The organism is Opitutia bacterium ISCC 52 (genome assembly GCA_014529675.2).
Taxonomy (GTDB): Bacteria; Verrucomicrobiota; Verrucomicrobiia; order Opitutales; family UBA2995; genus UBA2995.
This window is the reverse complement of sequence record CP076040.1, coordinates 3,359,890-3,382,709: the sequence shown is the minus strand read 5'-3', so window position 1 is coordinate 3,382,709 and position 22,820 is coordinate 3,359,890. Positions and strand designations below refer to the sequence as shown.

General features: G+C 49.7%; 19 protein-coding genes. 7 read left to right on the top strand and 12 right to left on the bottom strand.

Annotation, left to right across the window (positions count from 1 at the left end; genetic code table 11):
- Positions 1 to 71: 71 nt before the first annotated feature.
- From GA003_14390 to GA003_14375, 4 genes are all read left to right on the top strand, one after another.
- The gene (locus GA003_14390; GenBank protein QXD27203.1) at positions 72 to 1,568 is read left to right on the top strand and encodes an amino acid permease; all 1,497 of its coding nucleotides are present in this window, start codon (positions 72 to 74) and stop codon (positions 1,566 to 1,568) included.
- A 4-nt stretch (positions 1,569 to 1,572) separates the two neighbouring features.
- The gene (locus GA003_14385; GenBank protein QXD27202.1) at positions 1,573 to 2,448 is read left to right on the top strand and encodes a TauD/TfdA family dioxygenase; all 876 of its coding nucleotides are present in this window, start codon (positions 1,573 to 1,575) and stop codon (positions 2,446 to 2,448) included.
- A gap of 165 nt (positions 2,449 to 2,613) precedes the next feature.
- The gene (locus GA003_14380) at positions 2,614 to 3,774 is read left to right on the top strand and encodes a hypothetical protein (protein QXD27201.1); all 1,161 of its coding nucleotides are present in this window, start codon (positions 2,614 to 2,616) and stop codon (positions 3,772 to 3,774) included.
- A gap of 155 nt (positions 3,775 to 3,929) precedes the next feature.
- On the top strand, positions 3,930 to 5,087 hold the full coding sequence (locus tag GA003_14375; protein QXD27200.1) for a C1 family peptidase: 1,158 nt from the start codon (positions 3,930 to 3,932) through the stop codon (positions 5,085 to 5,087).
- A gap of 170 nt (positions 5,088 to 5,257) precedes the next feature.
- Here the strand turns inward: GA003_14375 and GA003_14370 are convergent, their stop codons facing one another.
- From GA003_14370 to GA003_14315, 12 genes are all read right to left on the bottom strand, one after another.
- Entirely contained in the window at positions 5,258 to 6,043 is a 786-nt protein-coding gene (locus GA003_14370; GenBank protein QXD27199.1) for a DUF1080 domain-containing protein, read from the bottom strand.
- Positions 6,044 to 6,079: 36 nt separating this feature from the next.
- The gene (locus GA003_14365) at positions 6,080 to 7,471 is read right to left on the bottom strand and encodes a M28 family peptidase (protein QXD27198.1); all 1,392 of its coding nucleotides are present in this window, start codon (positions 7,469 to 7,471) and stop codon (positions 6,080 to 6,082) included.
- A 26-nt stretch (positions 7,472 to 7,497) separates the two neighbouring features.
- Positions 7,498 to 8,934, bottom strand: a complete 1,437-nt coding sequence (locus tag GA003_14360; protein ID QXD27197.1) for a BNR-4 repeat-containing protein — start codon at positions 8,932 to 8,934, stop codon at positions 7,498 to 7,500.
- Between the two features lie 31 nt (positions 8,935 to 8,965).
- Positions 8,966 to 10,309 (bottom strand): Gfo/Idh/MocA family oxidoreductase, encoded by a 1,344-nt coding sequence (locus GA003_14355; GenBank protein ID QXD27196.1) that lies wholly within the window; start codon positions 10,307 to 10,309, stop codon positions 8,966 to 8,968.
- A gap of 78 nt (positions 10,310 to 10,387) precedes the next feature.
- A complete protein-coding gene (locus GA003_14350) occupies positions 10,388 to 11,194 on the bottom strand; it encodes an NAD(P)-dependent oxidoreductase (GenBank protein QXD27195.1) in 807 nt (268 codons plus the stop codon).
- A 29-nt stretch (positions 11,195 to 11,223) separates the two neighbouring features.
- Positions 11,224 to 12,720, bottom strand: a complete 1,497-nt coding sequence (locus GA003_14345) for a hypothetical protein (protein QXD27194.1) — start codon at positions 12,718 to 12,720, stop codon at positions 11,224 to 11,226.
- A gap of 8 nt (positions 12,721 to 12,728) precedes the next feature.
- The gene (locus GA003_14340) at positions 12,729 to 13,268 is read right to left on the bottom strand and encodes a hypothetical protein (protein QXD27193.1); all 540 of its coding nucleotides are present in this window, start codon (positions 13,266 to 13,268) and stop codon (positions 12,729 to 12,731) included.
- An 88-nt stretch (positions 13,269 to 13,356) separates the two neighbouring features.
- The gene (locus GA003_14335) at positions 13,357 to 14,859 is read right to left on the bottom strand and encodes a sulfatase-like hydrolase/transferase (GenBank protein QXD27192.1); all 1,503 of its coding nucleotides are present in this window, start codon (positions 14,857 to 14,859) and stop codon (positions 13,357 to 13,359) included.
- 33 nt (positions 14,860 to 14,892) lie between these two features.
- Positions 14,893 to 15,669: a glucose 1-dehydrogenase gene (locus tag GA003_14330; protein QXD27191.1), complete on the bottom strand. Its 777-nt coding sequence runs from the start codon at positions 15,667 to 15,669 to the stop codon at positions 14,893 to 14,895.
- Positions 15,670 to 15,784: 115 nt separating this feature from the next.
- The gene (locus GA003_14325; GenBank protein QXD27190.1) at positions 15,785 to 16,450 is read right to left on the bottom strand and encodes a DUF1080 domain-containing protein; all 666 of its coding nucleotides are present in this window, start codon (positions 16,448 to 16,450) and stop codon (positions 15,785 to 15,787) included.
- Positions 16,451 to 16,609: 159 nt separating this feature from the next.
- A complete protein-coding gene (locus GA003_14320; GenBank protein ID QXD27189.1) occupies positions 16,610 to 17,464 on the bottom strand; it encodes an alpha/beta hydrolase in 855 nt (284 codons plus the stop codon).
- Positions 17,465 to 17,469: 5 nt separating this feature from the next.
- Positions 17,470 to 18,486: an AraC family transcriptional regulator gene (locus GA003_14315; protein QXD27188.1), complete on the bottom strand. Its 1,017-nt coding sequence runs from the start codon at positions 18,484 to 18,486 to the stop codon at positions 17,470 to 17,472.
- A gap of 267 nt (positions 18,487 to 18,753) precedes the next feature.
- On the opposite strand from GA003_14315, the gene GA003_14310 reads away from it, so the two are divergent.
- From GA003_14310 to GA003_14300, 3 genes are all read left to right on the top strand, one after another.
- A complete protein-coding gene (locus tag GA003_14310) occupies positions 18,754 to 19,776 on the top strand; it encodes a DUF1080 domain-containing protein (GenBank protein QXD27187.1) in 1,023 nt (340 codons plus the stop codon).
- Between the two features lie 207 nt (positions 19,777 to 19,983).
- Entirely contained in the window at positions 19,984 to 21,435 is a 1,452-nt protein-coding gene (locus GA003_14305; GenBank protein QXD30446.1) for a tripartite tricarboxylate transporter permease, read from the top strand.
- An 89-nt stretch (positions 21,436 to 21,524) separates the two neighbouring features.
- Positions 21,525 to 22,766, top strand: a complete 1,242-nt coding sequence (locus tag GA003_14300; protein ID QXD27186.1) for a tripartite tricarboxylate transporter TctB family protein — start codon at positions 21,525 to 21,527, stop codon at positions 22,764 to 22,766.
- Positions 22,767 to 22,820: the final 54 nt, after the last annotated feature.

The window sequence follows — 22,820 nt, the reverse complement described above, 5'->3', positions numbered from 1 at the left end:
GGATCCCCATCGGACGTCTATAGCTTTTGACCTTTGGTCAGGAGATCCGCATGCTGTTTGAAACTATAGCTATGGAAAACACTACGAGCGACGAACCCCAGTCCCCTGTTTCGTCAAAAGAGAAAGGACCTACTCTACGCCGGGCACTCGGTCCTCGAATTGCGATCGCGGTTGTGGTGGGCAATGTGATCGGCTCGGGCATTTTTCTGAAACCAGGTAACATTGCAGCCGAGTCAGGTAACTTTGGATTAATCATTTCGGTATGGGTGTTTGGCGGAGTGCTTTGTATTCTCGGAGCACTCTGTCTAGCTGAGTTGGCGGCGATGTTACCCAAAGCAGGAGGTATGTATGTTTACATCCGTGAAGCCTATGGGCGTAAGGTGGCTTTCCTTGCCGGGTGGAATGAGTTTTTATTCGCCAAACCAGCGAGTATCGGCGCTCTTTCGATTGCGTTCACCGGCTCACTCGGACTTTCGATGGGGTGGCAGTTATCGGGGTTTCAACAAGCGATGTTGGCAACCTTGGTTATTATTCTGCTTTCCTGGGTAAACATCATGGGCGTGCTTTGGGGTGGGCGTTTGCAACTGGCAGTTACGGTTGTCAAAGCCCTTTTTCTTGGACTGGTGGCAGCCATTCCGTTCATACTTATTCCCTTCGTTGAGCAGAGCATCCAAGTCTCCAATTATGGGACCATTATTGAGCCGAGACAAATCTCCCTATCTGCTCAGGTAGGTGTGGTGTTACTTGCCGTCATGTGGGCCTATAACGGTTGGAATGGTGTCGTTCCGTTGGCTGAAGAAATAAAATCCCCTCAGCGCAATCTCCCCATTTCTCTGTTTGCTGGAATCGGTATTCTTATAGCCCTCTATCTGGCTGCGAATTTCGCCTACCATGGAGTGCTTTCCATGGAAGAAATGGCCTCCGCTGGAAATCACGTTGCCGAGCAAATGCTGCTCAAGTTGGTCGGGCCTGCAGGGATGGCAGCTATGTCTGCTGTGATCATGTGCAGCACCTTTGGCGCGATAAATACCAATTTGCTCATCGCTCCGCGCGTGACCTTTGCCATGGGCCGAGATGGGGTGTTCTTCCGGACACTGGGACGTGTGCACCCCGAGTATCAAACTCCGGTTCCTGCGATTCTAGTGACCGCTTTGATGGCCATCGGCCTGGTATTCCTCGTGCCGCTTGGTCAGCACCTCGTCAGGGATGTTTCAGTGGAAGAGATCGCTTCGCCCGTGATGCAACTCATTGTTGGAAGCCTCCAGGATTCTTCGATCTTTGAACTGTTGACCAATTTTATTATTTTTTCTCTTGGAGGGTTTGTTAGTCTGGCTGTTTTTGCTGTGATTGTCCTCCGATTTAAACAACCAGATCTTGCTCGGCCCTATAGGTCTTGGGGATATCCCGTGACTCCAGTCATCTTCCTCAGCGTTTATATCTGGTTCATGATTCAGATTTACCTCAACAAACCCCTTGAGTCGCGGATTGGGCTGTTGTTTATCGCATTGGGCATTCCCGTTTATTTCCTCTACCAGAAATGGTCTTCATCCTCCAAAACGGAAAGATAGAATTGTGACAAGCGAACCCAATACCATCCCCGAGTTTACCTCTTTTAACATACGACCTCTGACAGGCAGTCTGGGGGCAGAGATTCTGGACACCGATCTGAGCCATGCCAGTGACGAGGAGATTGCCCAAGTGCAACAAGCGCTCGACCACTATCACGTATTAGCCATACGAGATCAAAAGCTAGATCCCAATAGTTTCCATAAACTGGCTCGAAGGTTTGGTCCATTCAGTGGAAATCCGGTTCATGTCCCACTCGAAGGTTTCGATGATTTGGTTCGGTTTACTCGCGAGGCAGAAGACCGTGGTCCGGTGGTCGGTGAAGATTTGCATATGGATCTGGCTTGGATGGAAATTCCACCAGGTACAACCATACTTTATGGCGAAGAAATACCTCCCGTCGGAGGAGATACAATGTTTGCGAGTTTATCAGCTGCTTATGAAGGATTATCGGACGCGATGCGCGATCTCATCCATAATTTGGTCGGAGTTCACAGTGGAAAAGGAGTTTTCGCACTCAATGCGTCTCACGCCACTGCCTTTTCTGTGAAAGAAAGTGGGCAGAAGGTTGATGATATTGAGACCGCGCATCCGCTGGTGTGTCGCCATCCAAATACGGGTCGAAAGCACTTGTATATAAGTCGTGCGCTTTGCCGTTTCGTCGGCATGACGGAGGCAGAGAGCAAACCGATTATCGATTATCTTATAACGCACGCCCAGAAAGTAGAGTATGCCTGCAGACTACGATGGGCACCCAATACACTCACCATGTGGGCGAATACCTGTCTTATGCATGCCGCTATCAATGACTATTCTGGACAACGGCGAGTTGTTTTAAGAACGACCGTTGCTGGCGCACGTCCCTTGGCCGCAGGGGATTAGGTGAGATTTGTGCCTCGTAGCTGGAACCGGCGACTTTAGTTTGATGTCCATTCAAATTGGTGACTTTACATCGCTCACATCTCCTTTCAGTTTGATGGTTTTGAAGAGCGTTTAAGGCTCTCTAATATTGAGAATTTATTTCCTGCCCCAAAAGCTATGAAATTAATGAAACCCTTTCTGATTCTTGCGACCTTGATCGGGATTACAGCCCCGCTATTATCTAAGCCACTCGTTTACGAAGGCACCGAAGGATTCGGAAAAGGAAAACACATTGTCTTCATCGCTAACGATCACGAATACCGTTCGGAGGAAACCTGTCCTGCGCTCGCCAAGATTTTGGCCAAACGCTATGGCTTTAAATGCACGGTTATTTTTGGACTCGATGAAAATGGTGCGATCCAAGGTGGCGGTAAGAATATGCCAGGAACGGAAGCATTGAAGGATGCGGATATGCTCTTTTTCTATTCCCGTTTTATGGATTTACCAGACGAGCAAGTAGATCATCTGGTTGATTACTTTGAACGCGGGGGTCCAGTGGTTGGAGTGCGTACTTCAACCCATTGCTTTAATGGACAAGAAGGCAAGTGGGAGAAATTGAATTTCAATTATACGGGTGATGACTACATGGGCGGCTTGGGTGAACAGATACTCGGCATTACCTGGCACAAGGAACGTGGGCAGTCACATTACGGATCTAATCATGTCATGGGTTGTCGGATAACACCGGTCGCTAGTGCAAAGGGACATCCCATCAATACCGGAGTGAAAAGTATCCATGCATACTCGGGTGCCTACAAATCACCGCCTCCAGCAGACGCAACCCCGCTCTTGGAAGTGCAGGTCCTCAACACCTTTCACGCAAGTGACGATATCAATACGGAAAAACCCATCGTGAATGCCGGTTGGACTCGAGGTTTTTATGTGGCTCCTTCCGGTGCCAAAAAGAATGCCCGGGTCGTCTATGCCTCCTATGGAGCTTCCGAAGATTTGCTCAGCGAAGATGGGCGACGCTTTCTCATCAATGCCTGCCTCTGGGCCGGAGGTTGGGAGAAGCAGATCAAAGCCCATCTTAATGTGGACATCGTGGGCGGTTTTGCTCCCAGTGCTTATAATAACGGCGTGGGCATCTCGGGTGTTAAACCAGACGAGTTAGCGTCTTGGGATAGTCAAATCATGCCGAAAAGTGCGGAGATCGGAGGCCTTTCAGATCCCGCCAAGGTAGCCAAATTAGGTCGAGTTATTAAAAATCGTCCTGAACTCCGAGCGCGCATTGCCGGCGAGCACCCAGAGTTTTTTGTTAAGGGTGGTTTGTTGGAAGGTTTCTGAGAAGCTCGGAAAGTCCAGTAACTACGCGGGTTTAGATCAAGCTAACAGCTTGTAGCTTATAAAAGGTTTTATAACTTTTGTCTCAGGCGGCTGTTTGGGTCGTCCCCCTGTCATTATTCTGATGCGTGTTGTGGGACTATTAAGCTGCAGTCGTCATGCATTTAAGAATTTCCCAACGATTCCTCCTCCAAACCTTGGTAATATTGCTGAGTTTGGGACTGTCCGTGCTCTCAAGTTCTTCCTCTGAATCTGAAAACGCTGGGCCTTCAGGATTCGACAAACTGACGGTGGGTAAAAATACCTACTACAAAGTCCGTGTGAATGCGGTCACGCCGGATGCGATTACCATATTTCATTCCAAGGGTATTACCAAAGTTCCACTGTCCAAGCTTTCACCAGACTTACAGAAGGCATTTAATTTTGATCCGGAGGAGTCGGCTAACTATCTTCAAGAGCAGCGGCAACGGTCAGAGCAGGCCATTGCTGAGCGCCAACGGCTCATGAAAGCTGCGCAAGCGCGTTCCTCCGAAAAGGAGTCTTCAGATCTGCTTCAAAAGCTTAATGCTCCAATCGAGCTCAAAGAGTCGATGGATCTTCGACCTAGAATACGAGAGCTGTCTCTCATCTCCAAAAGCCAAGGCCTACGACCCAGTTGTGCAGTGTTTGCAGTGGTGAGTGCTTTGGAAATACAAAGTGCCAGACATACCAATAGAGCGGCTCGGCTTTCGGAAGAGTATTTAATTTGGGCGACGCGCAAATCGCTGGGCTTAGACAAAATGGCCTCTCGAATGAAAGGGTACAAAGTCGTGGGGGCGGATGCGGGTTTTGCACTTATGGAAGTCGTATCGGCTGTGCGCAGCTATGGGGTTCCTACCCAAAGCGAAATGCCTAATACCTTCGGTAAAGGTATGGATGCCATCGAATCTCCCCCCGAGCAGCTCATTCAAAATGCACGTGAACGTGGTAAAATCACCGCTTACAATGTAGCTGCCCGTGATCCTTCAACCAGCTTGGAATACATCGTTAAGATATTAAACGAGAAGCAACCGGTGGTCATTGGGATGGGGTGGCCCACTTGGCGGAAATTGGGTCGAGGGCATTTCCTTTCCAAGCAGACGGCCAGAGAAGGATACGCTCATGCCGTAACTTTGGTCGGGTACAAATGCGAGACGGGCCGACTGGAGGATACCCGGTTTATCTTTAAGAATTCCTACGGGGTAAGTTGGGGGATGGGTGGCTACGGAATTGCCACCTATGAATATCTCTTAAAGAACTTAGGCAGTGCCATCTACTTAGATACCATTTCGATCTAACCATTACCGCCACATATCGGAACGCATTTCCAACGAGCTTTTGATAGGATTCGTTTTCGTAGGCTTTCTTCGTGAATCCTGGGTTTATCTAGACCACTTTTGATTGGTCGTAGCTGTGGGCCCAGGCAAGGGCTGGAGCCAGCTCTCTTCATGAAAGTGAGTTTGAGCGATTACCTTGCTTTTTGCACGGGACCAACACCTTGCGGATTGACCGTCCTTGGTTTGTCGATCGGTTGGGCTTCCTTGGAAAGTGTGTTCATGTCGAGTGGGAGGATTTTACCGTCGGTCAGTGTTTTTATCCGAAGATCCTTTATGTGTACGCTGTTTGGATTCCCACGATGCAATTGGATCGCGAGTAGCCCTTCCAGTGATCGGCCTGATTCGTGATGATCAACCAGCTCAGAAGTGATCTGTCCATTAACTTTGTGAATCATCTGGTTTCCGCGAGCGATGACTGTGAATACATTCCACTCGGAAAGATCTACCTTCACTGCTTCGTGTTCGGAGGTCAGCCAACGATTACCTTCTAAGTCGAGAGCCACCTTCTTCCCATTGAGCCCAAAGATACCACGTCCCTTTTCTTCGTAAGTCATACCGGTATGTTCGAGGGCCGGATGGATGTCGCACTGATAGCCAGAAATGACCCAGGGGCCGATTTCAGGAAGTGTGCGACTACGGTATTGGATACCCGAATTGTTGTCACCGAGAATGCGGACGGTAGCCTGTAGCTCAAAGTCTTTGACCGTGCCTCCCTGCCAAATGAGGAAGCTGTTATGCTTCAAATCCTCTGGTCCGGAATTGGTCCCGATGACAATTCCATCCGCCACTTTCCAATGAGCGGGGGATCCATCCCAGCCATCGAGGTTCTTCCCATTGAACAAAGGTTGGAACTCCTCCTCAGCATGAAGTAGTGATGCGAAGCAGAGTAGATACAGTAGTGATGCTAGCTGTTTCATGTGCGGTGGTGGTTTGAGTTAATCAGATGCCAATCATCAATCGGCGAACGGCCAGTATCCAGATTCCCGTAATGGGTTCTCGAGTTTGGCTTTACGAAGCAGGGCGATGGTTTCCTCTTCGGTAAGACGGGGTAGGTTGAGCTTATCGTCATTAGCCAACTCATAGGCTAAGAGGCTGATGATCGCGATGGATTTTGAAAGGGTTGTTTCATCCACTTTATCGAAGGTATCACCAAAGTCGTGATAGAATCGGGATGATGCTTCATTGATCGGAGCGTAGAGCGTGATCGAAGGAATGCCTTGTATAATGAAAGGCATGTGATCGCTTCCATTCCAGGGTTTGTTGTCCATGGCTCTTGTGAAGGAGAGCGCGTTTAGCTGATTTGAAAATTCTTCGAGGAAAGGAATCAGCGAGTCGAATCCCATGGCATTGATCCCGATGGGGTCTCCGACCATGTCCATGTTGATCATAGCCCTTATTGGATCGTTCTTGTGTTTCTCCATGTAGGCATAAGATCCATACAGGCCAAATTCCTCTGCGTTGAACCAAACAAACTCCAGGGTGTAGTGATTATTCGGGTGGATGGCTTTCAAGAGTCGAGCGACGTCATAGGCCTGGGCAATTCCCAATCCATTGTCCAAAGCTCCCTGACCAAGATCCCAGGAATCGAAGTGTGCTCCGATGACGATCTTCTCTTCTACTTGACCGGGGAGTGTGGCTACCAGGTTGGCCGTTCGCATTGGTTTGGTCTCTGATCGCGTGGTCAATTGAACGCTTGGAGTTTCTCCTCGTTTAATGAGTCGTTTTAGCCAGTGTCCTTCTTCTTCAGTGATTGTATAAACCGGTATGGGTGAAGGACTGCCCTCACGGTGCTGTGTTCGAGCCAGGAGTTGTCCTCCGTTCTTACGGTTGATCAGGAGAAGGCCTTTGAGCCCACGTTCATTCACCAGGAGATCAATCGTCTTGGTGCTCAATTTGACGTTCGCAGGGACCAGCCCGATTTTACCCTTCAACTCTGCCGTTATTTCTTCCTCCTTCGATTTGTCGATGAGTGTGACCTCTGCCGAAAAGCTTGGATGGGATTGAACGTAACCAAGTGCAATCGCTCTCAAGGGTCGGTTCACAGGCTCAATTAAAACCGCTTCGTCCTTACCCCGAACCCAGCCCGGGAAGGTAAAGGATTCTTGCCACGATTTGATCCCTTCTTTCTCCAAAGCTTCTTGAATAAATGTCATCGATTGTTCGTTCGATGCTGATCCTGTGATACGTCCACCAAAGCGATCCGACATCTCCTCGAGCAGATGATAGGCTTGGTTATCTAGATAGGCAGCTCCCATCAGGCGTTCCCGGATGGGTGAGTTGCTTCCTTCGAGCGATGCAGAAATAAAGAGAAGTAGAGTCAGTCCTCTAAGGATATTACGTTTCATAATACGGGCTTATCAGCGTAGCGATTCTATGCTTTCTTGCTCTCGTCCAACAGAAACGCCACACCATCAGGCTCACGCTCGTGCTTCCAACCGTAGAACAAGAGCATCCCATCTACTGCAGAACCGTCCGGGCGTAGTACGGGTTGCACATTGTTGTAACGCATGCCCGCATACTTTTTAGGATCAGGCGAAATGTCTCGATGCTTACTCCAGCTATAACCTTTGTCTTTTGAAATCCATTGCTCGATCCTTCCTCCGCCGTGGGAGTTGTTAACCCCTTCAAGATCAAGGTAACCTTCTCCAACGATTACATAGGCGTGGATGTGACCTTTTTTGTCTCTACGAATATAGCCACTATTCCATTGGTGATTGGATGCAGTGATAGGTGTCTGAACCCAGCGGCCGGTAACATCTTTTCTTACATAATAGTAAGTGTGTGTTCTTATGTCCTGTTCGGACAACACGTGCAGTAACGCCGGATTGTTGTTTTCATCCAACATCACTGCTGGAGGAACACCAGCACCGCGCCAATCGGTGTCCCAGATCATGCACTTTTCTTTGGCGGTGTAATAATCAACCGGTGTATCGAGTACTTCATTACGTTCGTTAAGCACCTCTTGGGTCTCGAGATTTATTTTCACATAGGACAGATTATATTTCCACTCATTACTCACCTCGTGCTTGTAGCGTGGATTATAGAACCGCCTGGGCTCTTTGGCTTTGTTGTCATCGTAGTCGGTGAAAATGACATGTAAGAAACGCCCATCGGCACTGGTTACTTTACAGTGGTAGGTGGACCAATCTGGATGCGATACCAAGTCGAGGTCCGTGACATCTTTGTCGCGTGCCTTCCAGGTGCGACCATTGTCTGTGCTGAGGCTGTAGGTCCAGGAACTGGTGTGACCGGCGGTTCGATAATAGATCACCTGGCTGTTGTCATACACTTGAAACAGGGTGGGGTAGGACATGCCGGAAGCAATATCCTGGGCCTTGATCCAACCCGATGATTCGTCCGTACCCATTTCTCCTGGTTTCTTGGAAATCAAGTGAGTGCCAGGCGTTCTGTGGCAGCCATGAAGCACATGGAGGTGACCTTCGTTATCGGCCCACACAATGGGACAATAGTGATGGTCGGTGGTCGGCTTTCCCAAGTGTACGGGTTCCGAAAAGGTTCTCGTTTTGGGATCGTAGCTGATGAGCAGGGTATACGCTTTACCACCCCCGGAGCGATCACCGTTGTTGGCTGTTACGCGTTCAACGGAGTTGCCTTTGTAACCAATAAATACCTTACCGTTTAAATAGACGGCTTGTGGTCGCTGACGGTTGTCATAAAGCATCTTCTTTCCACCTTTGTAGCCAAATGGGAGGATGCCCTCTGTTTTATCTGAGGCCCATGACCACTTGGGTATTACGCCCGCGACTGGCACTGCCAGGGCTGTTTTTACAAAATCTCTTCTTTTCATTTCTAGATAGTTAAAGTGTTTTATCGAACCATTAGACGAGTCCAAAGATGGGTTTGTTCGTCATCCAGGCGCCGTCGGTAAAGTCGGGGAAAGCCATGGGGGAGCTGCCGGTGGAAATCGATGCTTCAGAGAGTGGAGCAATGGCCATCCAGGCCGCTGCATCATAAGCGTCAATGGGAGGCGAAGATTGATTCCTGATACAGGCGACAAATTCGCGCAGCTCGAGAAAATCGGTTCCGCCGTGACCGGCTGTTTCCGCTTCATGCAAATAACTTTTCCAGAGAGGGTGCTCATACTTTTCCTGGAAGGGTCCAAAGGGTTCCCATTGGTGCTTCGGGCTTTTGCCATCGAGGTAGATCACTGATTTTTCCTTGGAGGAAGAATCCCCATCTTGCATCCACATGCCAGCCGTTCCTTGAACCTGATACATGAAACTCATGGGGCGGGGCAGTCGTGTATCAAAGGTCATGACCACGGTCTCTCCGTTAAAGCATTTCAACGTGGTTGTTACGATGTCACCCTGGTTCCAATGAATGTTTCGCCGCTTGTGACTTGAATCGAGATTGTCTTTAGACCATTGGCTGAGTCCTCGCGATTTGGAAGCGGTGGATGTCAGGTGTTGAATGCGATTACCGCGTTGGATATTCAGGCATTGAGCTATGGGACCGAAACCATGCGTCGGATAAAGCTCTCCATTGCGATGTTCGTTGTGAGTCGATCGGTAATCACCCTCTCCTTTGGCGGTCGGTCCTGTTCCTTTTCCAAGAACAATGCGCTCACGCAGGTCGTGCCCATAACCACAGGTGCAATGAATCAATTCTCCAAAGAGACCCTGGCGCACCATGTTCAGCACGGCCATGTTGTATCGAAAATAGCAGTAGTTTTCCAAAAGCATGCAGGGGACTCGTGTTTCCTCATAGGTGTTGACGAGTTCCCAGCACTCGTCGACTGACGAAGCAGGTCCTACCTCTGTCGCCGCATATTTACCCGCCTTCATGGCCGCTATGGTCATGGGAATGTGTAGCTCCCAGGGGGTGCAAATAATCACGCCATCCAGATCATCCCGTTCTAAAAGATCCAAATAGGACAGTTCGTGGTCAGCATAGCCATCGGGCCTTGCCCCTTGCGTTTTCTCAACCAGGTCTTGTGCCGCTTTCAGGTTTCTCGGAAATGTATCACAAACGGCGGTCACGCTAACGTTGGGTAATCGCATGGTTGTCTTGAGCATACCCGTTCCACGGCCACCGATACCGATGATTCCCAGTTTGATCTTTCGATCGTCTTTGCCTTGGAGGATGGCGGGCGCTGTAGATAGGGCGAGGCTGGCCGCTACGCCGCTTTTTATGAAAGTGCGTCGTTCTATTTTATTACTCATGGGGTAGATCTGAATCTTAGGGTTAACTCCTTCCGATATGCCATCGGAATCCCAGTTCTTCAGCAAAGAAAAAATACCTTAAGCCTCTAAATGTATACTGTCTTCCGGTAAGTACCCGACTGCATCTTCAGAGTGCTTTAAGTCTACCCATCGGTAATCACTATTTGAAAGGCCGTAGAGAATTTCAAACTGAACACTATCGGGGGCTCTTAGGCAGCACTCGACCAGGCGAACCATGTCGTTCTTGGTGCTCGCGTTTGGCAAAACAGCTTGCGGTACTTGATCCTTAGAGTGGATGCCGCCCATCCGGATACAGATACAGGACAGATCTGTTGTGCTGCTATACATACGTGCCAGTGCCTCTCCAAAAACCTTGCTTGAGCCATAAAAGTTTACCGGCCAGGTAGGAGCTGTGACAGAAATGTGATCATACGATTCCGGGACGTTTTTATAGTCCATCTCGTAGATGCTCTTATAGGGCTCCATATTACGGAAATATCCAAAACTTACTTGGATGGAACTCGCATAGATCACTCGTCCAATTCCTGAAGCCTTAGCGGCCTCAAACAGGTGCTGAGTGGCTTCTATGTTATTTTTTAATGTGCTTTCCCAAGCAGCTTGGTCGTCGGGATCAGCGGCCATATGGACGATGGTATTGATTCCCTTAAACTGCTTTTTAAGCTCACCTTCATTCGACAGGTCCGATAAAATAAAACGGTCTTCTGGCACTTCGGTGAACTCGTCTGGGTGAAGGCGCGATGATCTTTCTTTGTTTCGATCCAATCCATAAACATCGTACCAATCGGGCTTTGCAGACAAGTGTCTATAAATACAGCTTCCAACCAGCCCGTAAACGCCAGTGATAAGAATGGATTGTTTCTGCATGTAACTTGGATCGTGCTTCGTGCAATAGGTCAAATATCCATCATGCGCTCAATGTCCGGATCCAGCTTCGTCTTGGTCGTGAAAAGCGATACACCCATGAACAGGATCATCGAACTTACGAAGGCTACCAGTTGACCATTCATGCCATAAGGGAATGTTATTCCAAACAGTTGAGTACTAAGGTTGATGGTCAAAGCCGTTACGATGGCCGCGACCGCACCGCTGACGGTGGCCCCTTTCCAGTTTAGGCCGATGGCTACGACAGGGAATATAGAGGCCGCGAAGGTTCCCCAGCCGAAAGCTCCCAGTAGTGCGACCAGAGTGGCGTCTTTGTAATGTGAATACAGTGCAAAGGCAGCCGCTACGATTGCGAGGAGTGCTGTGACCATTCGAGCCCAGAACAATTCGTTTTGAATACTTTTTCCGCGAATGGCTTTTGGTATGTCGTGGATGATCGCCGCTGTTCCAATATTTAGAAATGCATCGGAGGTGGACATGATGGCAGCAAACAGGCCTGCAAAAACCACACCCGCCAGCAAGGGGTTTGTGAATATGGAAAGGAACGCCGACGCAGCATCATCCGGTAGCGCCAATGGAGAGATCTTTCCATCGATAACGGCTGCACGCATGACGACTCCGATGGATACCCATAACAAGGCCGCCATTATATAACCAAATAAGGACATGGGCAAAATGGTGCGATTTTCCGCCATTTTTCGATTCATCATCATTTTGGTGATCAGGTGAGGCTGACCGGCCATCCCAAGACCAAAGACGAAGAACCAACCCATGGAGGCGATGATACCAGCCGCACCGAAGGGCATCATGGATTCCGGGTCATCAGCCACGATAATGGAGGTGGCTTCCTGTATGCCTCCGTCAAATACCGACATGGCAGTGAATAGGATCAAAGTCCCGGCTACGATCATAATGGAGCCTTGAACCAGGTCGGTGTAAACCGAAGCGATAATTCCACCCGAGACACAATAGAAAATGAGTACCGCGGATGAAACGATTACGCAGGTTACCAGTCCAATGCTGGCAAACATTTCAGTGCCGGAAAGAATCGCCTGCATGACCACGGCCATGGCTAGTATTTGTGTTGCAAGGTAACCCATGACACCGAGCACAATCGTGATCGCTATGAGCAGTTGTACTGTTTGGCTTTTATAGCGCGCCACCACTACATCCGGTAGTGAGATACAATCCCGCACTTCGGCGATCATGCGAATACGTTTAGCTACTAAAAAGAAGGCCAATGCATAGCCGGTGGAAGAAACAGCCACCATCCAGAACGAACTGGCTCCGATGGAGTAAACGAGTCCGGGACCGCCCACGAATCCAAAACCGCTTAAGGTGCTCGAAAATAAAGCCAGTGCTAATACGATGGGTCCCAGGCCACGTCCCGCTATGAAAAAATCGGACGCATTGTGAGTGCGGCGCATTGCCCAAATTCCGGTAACGATACAGAACACCATGTAGAGGAGTACCGCACCGACGATAATTTCTTGTCTAAAGCCTTCCATACAGATGACTAATCGGATTCCGATTTGCTTTTGAGTAACTGGTTAAAAGATTCCTCGTCCTCCGGTGTATAAATAAATTTTCTAAACCCGAAGGTGTAAATGGCTACCAACGGAATAGCGCACAGCCAGGTTCCATATAGCTGCCAGGCAGTAGGTGTAGGGAACCCGAATGAATAGGTGGTTTCACCGCTTTCGAGAAATGCCTGATGACTCATGAAAAGCTTCCAGGAAACCAGCATCGTGAACGCAAACGCTGCGCCTGCATAAATCCAGAACTCTCGGGTCCTCTTTTTGGGGGACACACCAAAAGCGGCCAGGCTAACGATCATCAGAAAGACCAGAGATATAAACGCGAACCCATAGTGGCCGATAAAGGCTATGCGCGCAGCCCCATCCCCGCCGATTTTCATGCTGGCTATACTCGGGTGGTTAGTGCCTCCAGGATCCGCAACCGGCTCGGCAAATCCGATGAAGATAAGGATCAGCCCCAGTGCAGATGAGATAGCCAGGAGTACATAGATGAGTTTGTTGTCCTGTGTCGTGTCCATTGCGCGATTCTGATCCTTTTATGGGGATGTCGCACTAGAACTGCAAGAACGGGTTCGAGTCTTCGACCAGAAAATTTGGATACGCCTATTAATTTCTCTGCTTCCGATACATGTCTATGTCCGGGCCTTCGGCTTGGATCTCCTCGTATAGCCCCACCATGCGGTTCTTGAGGCGTTCGAATCGTTTTGCTTGCTTAGTCGCCAGGTTGTTTTGCTCTGCCGGATCTTTCTCGAGATTGTAGAGTGTAAAGCGAGAGAGCTCAGCTTCTTTAATAAATTTCAAAATAGACCATCCCTCGGGATGAACAGCGTCATTGCTGCTTCCGGGGTCTTTTTGGGGAACCATGGTCGCGAGCAGCTTGTAGTCGCCTATGCGCATAGCGGTTTCAAATCCACCGCGAGCGTGCCAGAGCCACCAGAAGAGGGGGACCTCACGGTCGAGTTCCTTTTGATCAACTAGAGCCGGGAGCGTGTTGGTGCCATCGAGAGGTTTTTCGGAAGTAGGATTGATGCCTGCTGCTGCACAGAAGGTGGGAAGCCAATCTGTTCCGTTTATAGGTTCATCGTTGACGCTTCCCGCTTCGACTCGGCCGGGCCAACGGACGATGCCGGGAACGCGGATCCCGCCTTCGTGCATGTGCCCCTTGGCGCCGCTCAAGTTGGCCGAGCTACCGAAGGCAGTGGGTGTCCGGTGTTCGGGGCCGTTGTCGGAAGTGAAAACTATTAGAGTGTTTTCTGTGAGCCCTTTTTCATCAAGGTATTTGAGGAGTCGACCGATGTGGTGGTCGAGCATGGTTACGCAACCAAAGTAAAGGTCAGGGGCTTTGAGTACGTCTCTACGTTTGACCGTTGGGCCGCCCGATACTTTTAGATACTCGAGGTGAGAAGCTATTTTCTCTTTGGGATAAAGGGTCCGAAATTCATCCGCAGCTAGAACCGGTGTGTGGGGTTCGCTGAACCAAAGGTTGGCGTAAAACGGTTTATCTTCATCCCGTTGGTCCAACCAATCCATTGTCTCGTTCACAACCACTTCGCTCATCCAGCCTTCGACTTGCTCGACTGGCTTTCCGTTCCTCAGGAAACCTTTGGCGTCTTTCCCAAAGTTACTTTCATGGGCTAGCCAATGATCGAAACCATGATCTCCTGGGTAGGGTTGTTTGCCTGAATAGAAGTCACCTGAGAGGTGCCATTTTCCAGCAAACATGGTTTGATAACCGGCAGTCTTGAGCTTCTCAGCTACTGTGGTTTCATCGGTTGGGACATGGAGGGTTTCGAAACGGGCAAAGTCATACATGCCGACTCGATAGGGTGTGCGACCCGTTAGCATTCCCGTGCGAGCAGGAGAACAATTCGGACTTGCGGCATAGCACTGAGTCAGCTTCATGCCTTCGGAAGCCATCCGATCCAAGTTGGGCGATTGAATGATCTTGGAACCGAAACTACCCAGATCGCCATAGCCCATGTCATCGGCGAGGAGGAAGATAATGTTGGGCTGTTCAGGAGAAGACTTCGCCCAGCTTCCCGATTGCAAAAACAGGAAAGTGACAAGCGCAAAACAGAGTAGGGCCAATGCCCGGGTAGGGTATTTCATTTCGTTTGTGTTCTCGGGGTAGGGAGAAATGAACTAGACGATGGTCCAACCGCCGTCAACAACGAGGGTATGTCCAGTGATCATCGACGCTGCCTCTGAGGCTAGGAAAATTACGGGTGCTGAAATCTCTTCCGGTTCTGCCAGGCCTCTTCGAATGAGATTATTCTGTTTGATGGCCTCTGAAAAGGTTTCGCTGTCCTTCATGGCTTGCTCCGCCAACGGGGAGCGCGTCACGGTAGGGGCGACTGCGTTAACACGAATTCCAAACTCAGCCCATTCTGCCGCCATGGTCTTAGTCAGGTTATTGACGCCCGCTTTGGCTCCACTGTAGGGGCCTCGTTCGGGCGCACCTATCACGCCTGCCTGGGAAGTGATATTGATAATCACACCACCGTCTTTCTGAGTCATCATTTGTTTGGCTGCTGCCTGACCGCAGAAGAATACATTCTTTAAATTTGCATCTACAATGAGATCGTACTGCGCTTCATCGTAGTCGATGATCTTCGCCAGCTTGTTATAGCCGGCATTGTTGATGAGGACATCAATACGGCCGTAGTGATCGATCACTGCCTTGATGAATGCTTGGATGGAATCGACATTGGTAACATCGACCGGATGAAAAAAGCATTCTCCGCCGGCGTTTCCGATTTCAATGGCCAAGGTCTCCAACTCAGCTGTGGTTCGGCTACCAACAGCCAGTTTTGCTCCTGACTTGAAAGCGTCGGTAGCCATGACACGACCAAGCCCGCGGCCGGCTCCGGTGACAATGACCACCTGATTATCTAAAGAGAAATTGGGAAGAGAAGGCATAATTCTATATGAGTTGTAGGAGCTGCTTTAGCTGCGATCTCCTGGAAACGCCAAGCTCCAGCTTGGCAGCAAGTTTGATTCAAAGTCACTCTGAAAGGAGTTGTAAATCATAGCGTCAATCTAAACGACGGACTCGAATGTCCTCAAAGTAAACAATGCTATCGGGATCGTGACCTTGCAAGGCGATGGCACCTCCTTCAGTTCGTAGGACTCGGCCTAAACGTTTCTCGGAACGTTCTGGCTTTTCTGGTTCGGTATAGTCAACCAGTTGAGTGCCATTGATCGAAACCGTGATCTGTTTATCTACCACCTTGATGTTCAGTTTGAACCACTCCGCTTCTTTGACGGGTGATTCAGGTATGTCCACTATTTCATAGAGACTGCCCGTCTTTCTCTTTTCACTGGCTTTGCTGTTTATCTGGACTTCGTAACCGTTTTTCAGGTGATACTTGTCATCACGAATCTCCTCATCGGTGTGAATGAACACACCGGAATTCGAGTCGGCCTTACAAAGAACAGAGGCTTCAAACTCAAAATTCTTAAAGAGAATGAATTCGTTCTCCTGATTCCCCACAAAGAAAAGGTGAGACTTCCGCTTGGCAGGGTCTTTGCAGTGAGCCTTGAGCAGCCCGTTCTCAACGGTGAAAGACTCGGGCAGAATATTTGCTTTCCAGCCGTTCAGGTCTTTGCCGTTGAACAACGACTGCCATTTACCATCTGAAAAAACTGGCGTTGTGAATCCGATTAAGATGACAAGTAAAAGAATATTATTAGCTCTCATGCCTAATGAATGTTTTTCTCAATAAAATCACGGCAGAGCAGGGATGCTCTTGCCCTACCAATACGCCATAGAGAGGTAGGGCTACTGCGTCCTCGCAGTGCCGGTTTTTCGAATTTTATATGTTCGACCATCAGACTACTCCGCCAAGTATTTATCAAACTACGCTACAAACTGTGGCTCGTCATCGATCCGGTTCTTCCAGCCGTGCTTGGCACCTTTTTTCACCACCAGTTCGAAGCGGACTCCGAAGCGTTCTGCCTGCCTTCCAAAGCTTTCAGCCTGAAAGAGTGGGACGACATTATCCATGTCACCATGGATAATGTAAACCGGAGCGGTTTCCCGGTTGATGTGGTATATGGAAGACATTGCATGGCCGAGCTCTATGCGTCCTTCAGCCGTTTCCGACTCGGGACCGAATGCCGGTTGCCATCGAGCTTGCTTACCCACACCTACAGCCATGTCGCCTGGCTCTGCCCACTTACGATAATCAGTAGGTGGGTAAAAGACAGCGGCGGCCTGAACTTCACTGCTGGCCCGATCGATTGGATCCTCAGCATCGGGATCGCCAGGGGCACCTTTTGTTGCAAGAATCAAACTCAAGTGGCCCCCTGCACTGGCGCCAGTTGCTCCGATCCTGTCAGGATCGATATTCCATTGATCGGCGTTGAAGCGAATGTAGCGCACCGCCCTATGCATAAAGCTGATGATGTCCCGCACTTTGTCGCGGGGTTGTGACCCATGTACTATTGAGAATACGGTGTATCCACTATTTGTATACGGAGCTGAGTAATTGTCATTGACCCTGGCGTGACTCGATTTCCAGCCCCCACTGACGATCTTGATGACGGCGGCCCCATTGGGTTTCTCCGGGATGAACACATCCATGGTGAGGGCAACACCCTCGGTTTTGTGATAAATGATATCCAGGATACGCTCAACGCCTGCTGTCAGGCTATGGGCAAGGAGAATGAGTGCTAAGGTGGAAACGGTTTTTGTCATGCGAGTAGAGTTCATGAAGTTTAGGGTTTATTATCTAGGGAAGGGGTCTCCCTCTGTTGGGTTGGGGAGTGTCCCGTGATGCGCTTAAAAACCCTTGAGAAGTGATAGGGGTTTTTAAATCCGAGATCGAAACTGATTTCCTTGATGCTCTTGCGGGTTGAATCGAGAAGCTCTCTTGCGACGTTGACCTTGTAGCGGGTCAGGTAGCTGCCGGGAGATTCGCCAAAGAGTTCGGAGCAGTGCTTGGAAAGGGTCGACTTACTTAGTTCCATGAACTCGGCCAGCTCTTCGATCGAAGTTCGGTTGGATAAGTTTCTGCGGGCGAATCGTTCCATGCGGCTCATGAAGCGTTGATCGTCAGAAATTTTTCTAAAGGCTGGGGCAAGACGGTTCTTGGGGATATGGTTGAGGAGTATCCAGCAGATGTGCTCCACCAGGCAGTCTTGGATTTCAGATGAGAATCGATGGTCCGACTTTGACTCCGTACTGATGGCATTGAGAAGCGGTTTGATTTCCTTAGTGGGTGCGGTGAATACCTGCATAGCTGGATCCAGATCATCAGTGAAGATCCGGTAGTGATCCCCTTGTTTCAAGGAACCTCCCCCCAGGTCGAATTGCAGGACAAAGTGGCGTTGTCCTGTTTCGCAGTCCACTTCATGTAAGTCCCCGGGTTTGACCAGTAGGCATTGCGGCGAGTCCAAACTGATAGCGGTCCCATTTAAGCGGGTTTTATAAGGCCCTTTGCTTACCACGATCAGTTCATAACTGGAATGACGATGCGAAGGATGCCTGGTAGGTGCATCGATGGCGACCTCATTAAAACCCAGAAAATAAGGTTTCAAAGAGATCCGATAGGGCTCTTCCGTGTTGCGCCGTGTTTTTGATACAACTCGGTAGTTCGCATCGTTCCAGCCAATGGGAAAGTCGATGTGATCTATTTCCTCCTGATGGGCTGGCATCGATATGGGTGGGGTTAATTGAGTTTCGAAGTTATTCGGTTTCGGAAACAAGTCTTTCTGCAGGATTGGGGAACTCAAGTTATTTAATGGGACGGTGCATCTTTCAAATGTTATGGATTGCATAGCTGACTTCTATTCACTCAGAGCATGCTGAGCTTTCAGCGATCGATGAATTCGGTCGAAGATTAGGGCATATCTCCCCAACCAAAGACATATCTAAAATTACGTTTACGCGTTTGGAGGTGGATCTTACCTCCCATTTGAATGCATAGTAGTTGCTTCGAGAACTAAACTGTGTTGGCTCTTGAACTGAATCGGGCCTCCAAATTCTTCCCTATTTCAAAAATGAAGCACAACTTAATATTTGTTCCTCTTGTTCGAATTTTATCATTTGGCTTAGTCGCATTAATCTCCAGCCCATGTATATCGCAAGCGGAGTCGGTTCCCAAAGGTCTTATCGGTGACTGGACTCTTTATCTGACATCTAACGAACCTGCCTGGTTGAAAGTGGAAGAGGTGGATGGCGAGCCAGTCGTTCACATGCGGGTTCATGTTCAATCAGCTGGACCCCACAAGATCACGGAGTTTAAAAACGGTCGCATCACCTTCGATATGAAGATCAAACGCGAAGTAGGGGAGGGAGGACCGCAAACGAAGGCCAATACCGTTTCAGTCGGTCTTAAAAATGGGAAGCTGGATGGACTCATCATGGGAGACTGGGATGAAAAGAAATTCAACCGGATCACCTTTACGGGTAAGAAATATCCGCCCATGCCTTCTAAACCCGATCTTTCAAAAGTACGGTTTGGTAAACCTAAGACCTTATTCAATGGAAAGGATCTGACCGGATGGGTAATCGACAATCCCGAGAAGAAAAACGGGTGGCGAGCAGAGGATGGAATGCTCGTAAACGTTTCACCCAAGACCGATTTTGGTTCCACCGGATCTTACGGAAACATTCAAACCGTCGAAAATTTTGAAGACTTCTGGTTGCACATCGAGTTTCTCATTGAAGCAAATCGAAACAGCGGTGTTTACCTCCGCGGTATGTATGAAGCCCAAGTCGTGGACCGCGATAGTCGCATGCAAGGACTGCAGGGTGTCGGTGCCATCTTTAGCCGCATCGCCCCTTCTGTAAATGCAGGCAGATTACCCGGTGAGTGGCAGACCTATGACCTGACCTTGGTTGATCGCCATGTGACCGTTGTTCTGAATGGTGTGACCGTCATTGATAACCAACCGGTTGAAGGACCGACAGGTGGGGCTATCAATACCGACCCGACGATGCCTGGGCCGATTCACCTGCAAGGGGATCACACCTCGGTAAAATACCGGGACATCTACTTGGCGCCGGTGATTAAGGACTAGGTTTCCTTTCCGCATCTATGGGTGCTTCTGGGCGTGCCTTCTGCTCCAATTTTGCCTGAATTAGGGGAGTAGACTTCTTCAAGCGTCTCTATTTGTATGATCTATTCTTCAAATACCTTGCTTCTCCCAGTAGTCGTACCTGAACTGTGGTGACAATTCTCTAACTAACTACACGTGCAGGAAGCCATTCAACAGCTGTTTACCCCCATGGGATTGTTTCTCATTGTACTGGGGACGTCTCTCGGAATCTTTGTGGGAGCGGTGCCGGGGTTGACCGGGACGATGCTCTTAGCGTTGATCTTGCCGCTGACATACGGGGCGGATCCGCAGTATGCGCTTACCCTGCTGATCAGTGTATACGTGGGTGCGATCAGTGGGGGAATGATCACTTCGATTTTGCTCCGTATGCCGGGCACACCGGCGTCGATCGTGACTACTTTTGATGGTTTTCCCATGGCTCAGAACGGTCAGGCGGAACGGGCTCTTGGGCTCGGGGTCATGGCTTCCTTTTTCGGGGGACTTATTTCCTGGGTGTTCCTAGTGCTGCTCGCACGTCCGATCGCGCTTTTATCGACCAAGTTTGGCCCCTTCGAGTATTTCAGCCTGGTTATGATGGCCCTGGTCTTGATCGCGAGCATCGGAGGTAAGTCGATTCCTCGGTCCTTGTTCTCCGGCTTTCTAGGAATTTTGTTATCCATGCCGGGTATCGCGGTGGCAACAGGGCAGACTCGTTTGACCTTTGGGATACCAAGTCTGATCGATGGATTTAAATTGCTGCCCGTTCTTATAGGTCTCTTCGCAGTGAATCAGATCTTTCGGGATATCATGGATATCAAGAACGAGAGCAAGATTGAGGCCATTGAAACCAAAGGTGTTTCAATAAGGTTCAAGGACCTCGTCGATCATGGATTTAATCTCGTTCGATCGTCTGTTATCGGAACCTGGATCGGTTTGCTTCCGGGTATTGGTGCAAACATCGGTTCTGTGACTGCCTACACCGTTGCGAAAAGCTCCTCCAAAACACCTGAAAAATTCGGCACTGGTCACGATGAAGGAGTCGTCGCGGGCGAGGCCGCCAATAACGCAACGGTTGGTGGTGCGCTGATCCCATTGATTTCCATGGGGCTTCCCGGATCAGTCGTGGAAGCGGTACTGCTAGGGGCGTTGGTCATACACGGATTGCAACCGGGGCCACGACTATTTGATGAGCATCCAGTGATGGTATACACGATCATGGGCGCCATGCTTATGGCGAATATCGCCATGGTCATCATCATGCGGTTTTCCATGCGCGGCCTGGCCAAGATCTCCAAGATCCCGCGGACCTACATGCTGCCGGTGATTCTCATCTTTTGTGTCATCGGTTCCTTCGCGCTTTCTAATCGCCTCTTCGACGTATGGGTCATGCTTGGCTTTGGGGCGCTGGGATTTATTTTGGAGTCCAATAAAATTCCATTGGCACCGTTCGTTATCGGGTTCGTTCTCGGCCCTATCGCGGAAGAGAATCTTACCTCCGGTCTGATTTCCACGAATGGTTCCTGGTTGCCTCTCATCACGCGACCCATTCCGCTCATCTTTCTCCTGGTTGCGCTGACCATGTTGTTCCTGCCCATGATCCGGAGGCGACTCTCTAAAACTGCAACCCCAACAGCCTCGTGAAATTTCCCCGCCTTGTCATAACGGTTGTGCTATCGATCCTCATTTGTCTGCTGCTAGTGTGGCGGCTGTCGAATATTTCGGGAAGTGGGATGACCGAGTTCCCTAATCAACCGCTCCAGATCGTCGTGCCTTATGCAGCGGGCGGTGGAACCGATGTATTCGCGCGGACCTTACAAAAGTCGATCAACGCCCGAGAGAGCCTTCCTCAACCGGTTGTGATCATCAATCAACCCGGTGGAGTTGGGACTATTGGATCGCGCTTTGTTTTGGGGTCTCGGCCGGACGGCTATCGCTTACTTTGCATCAATGATGTGGTGATCACCACTGAATTATCTGGAACGGTCAACTATGGTCCGGAAGATTTCACTCCAGTTGCCCAGACTGGAAATCTCACGACCATGGTGGTGGTTCGAGAAGATGCACCCTTCAAGAATCTATCTGACTTTCTCGATGAAGCGGAAGCCAACCCTAAGAGTTTACGTATGGGAGCGGATGTTGGGTCTCCGGCCTTTTTTAACTCTAAAGTGATCGAAGGATCCCGTCCAGGCGCCGAATTAAATTACATCTCCAGTGGCGGTGGTCAGAAACGGTTTACCCAGCTACTCGGCGGACACCTGGATGCGGCGATATTTTCCTTGGGAGAGTACAACAGTTACCGTGCTTCGGACGGAACGCCTCCAGATCAGAACATCAAGGCGATTGCCGTACTCGATGGTGAGCGCAGTCGTTTTTATCCGGACATTCCTACTGCGACTGAGCAGGGGATCCCTATTTATTCGGGTAACGCCTACTACTGGTTGGCGCCTAAAGGTACGCCACAACCGGTGGTCGAAAAGCTGGCCGGTTACTTTGAGCGTACCTTGGAAGACCCCACGGTATTGGCCGAGCTCGAGCAGCAATCGATCGGAATTGCGTTTCGTAAGGGAGACGAGCTCGTTAAATTTCTAAGTGATAAAAAACAAGGCCTGGGAGGATTGGAATCTGAAGAGCCAGCCGACGTGCCCAATTTTCCAAAGTGGGTCATCGCCATTGTGGTGGTTCTGGGCATCTCGATCATTATTGGCAAGATTCGCAAACCGGACTCCAATGAGGCCGGGACTGGTGAAGGCAGGATCGCCTTGGTGGCCGGCATGATCATGATCTTTTACATCACTTGCTTGCAGTTCGGTCTGCCTTATGGATTGGTAACATCCCCGGCTCTCTTCCTTCTTGGTGGAACTCTGGCCGGCTGGCAACGGCCCAAACTTGTTTCGATTGTTCAGATGGCTCTGCTTTTTGGCCTAGGGTCAGAATACATTTTTACGACTCTGTTTTCTGTTCCATTGCCGTAGATCGATAAGAGGAATTTCTTCAGTAACTATCCGATACCCATCAGAATAGATTAG

Excerpts from the sequence above, each read along its gene's own strand:
- GA003_14390 (QXD27203.1), top strand. The coding sequence starts at position 72 with ATGGAAAACACTACGAGCGACGAACCCCAGTCCCCTGTTTCGTCAAAA.
- GA003_14380 (QXD27201.1), top strand. The coding sequence starts at position 2,614 with ATGAAACCCTTTCTGATTCTTGCGACCTTGATCGGGATTACAGCCCCG.
- GA003_14375 (QXD27200.1), top strand. The coding sequence starts at position 3,930 with ATGCATTTAAGAATTTCCCAACGATTCCTCCTCCAAACCTTGGTAATA.
- GA003_14370 (QXD27199.1), bottom strand. The coding sequence starts at position 6,043 with ATGAAACAGCTAGCATCACTACTGTATCTACTCTGCTTCGCATCACTA.
- GA003_14365 (QXD27198.1), bottom strand. The coding sequence starts at position 7,471 with ATGAAACGTAATATCCTTAGAGGACTGACTCTACTTCTCTTTATTTCT.
- GA003_14360 (QXD27197.1), bottom strand. The coding sequence starts at position 8,934 with ATGAAAAGAAGAGATTTTGTAAAAACAGCCCTGGCAGTGCCAGTCGCG.
- GA003_14355 (QXD27196.1), bottom strand. The coding sequence starts at position 10,309 with ATGAGTAATAAAATAGAACGACGCACTTTCATAAAAAGCGGCGTAGCG.
- GA003_14350 (QXD27195.1), bottom strand. The coding sequence starts at position 11,194 with ATGCAGAAACAATCCATTCTTATCACTGGCGTTTACGGGCTGGTTGGA.
- GA003_14345 (QXD27194.1), bottom strand. The coding sequence starts at position 12,720 with ATGGAAGGCTTTAGACAAGAAATTATCGTCGGTGCGGTACTCCTCTAC.
- GA003_14340 (QXD27193.1), bottom strand. The coding sequence starts at position 13,268 with ATGGACACGACACAGGACAACAAACTCATCTATGTACTCCTGGCTATC.
- GA003_14335 (QXD27192.1), bottom strand. The coding sequence starts at position 14,859 with ATGAAATACCCTACCCGGGCATTGGCCCTACTCTGTTTTGCGCTTGTC.
- GA003_14330 (QXD27191.1), bottom strand. The coding sequence starts at position 15,669 with ATGCCTTCTCTTCCCAATTTCTCTTTAGATAATCAGGTGGTCATTGTC.
- GA003_14325 (QXD27190.1), bottom strand. The coding sequence starts at position 16,450 with ATGAGAGCTAATAATATTCTTTTACTTGTCATCTTAATCGGATTCACA.
- GA003_14320 (QXD27189.1), bottom strand. The coding sequence starts at position 17,464 with ATGAACTCTACTCGCATGACAAAAACCGTTTCCACCTTAGCACTCATT.
- GA003_14310 (QXD27187.1), top strand. The coding sequence starts at position 18,754 with ATGAAGCACAACTTAATATTTGTTCCTCTTGTTCGAATTTTATCATTT.
- GA003_14305 (QXD30446.1), top strand. The coding sequence starts at position 19,984 with ATGGGATTGTTTCTCATTGTACTGGGGACGTCTCTCGGAATCTTTGTG.
- GA003_14300 (QXD27186.1), top strand. The coding sequence starts at position 21,525 with ATGACCGAGTTCCCTAATCAACCGCTCCAGATCGTCGTGCCTTATGCA.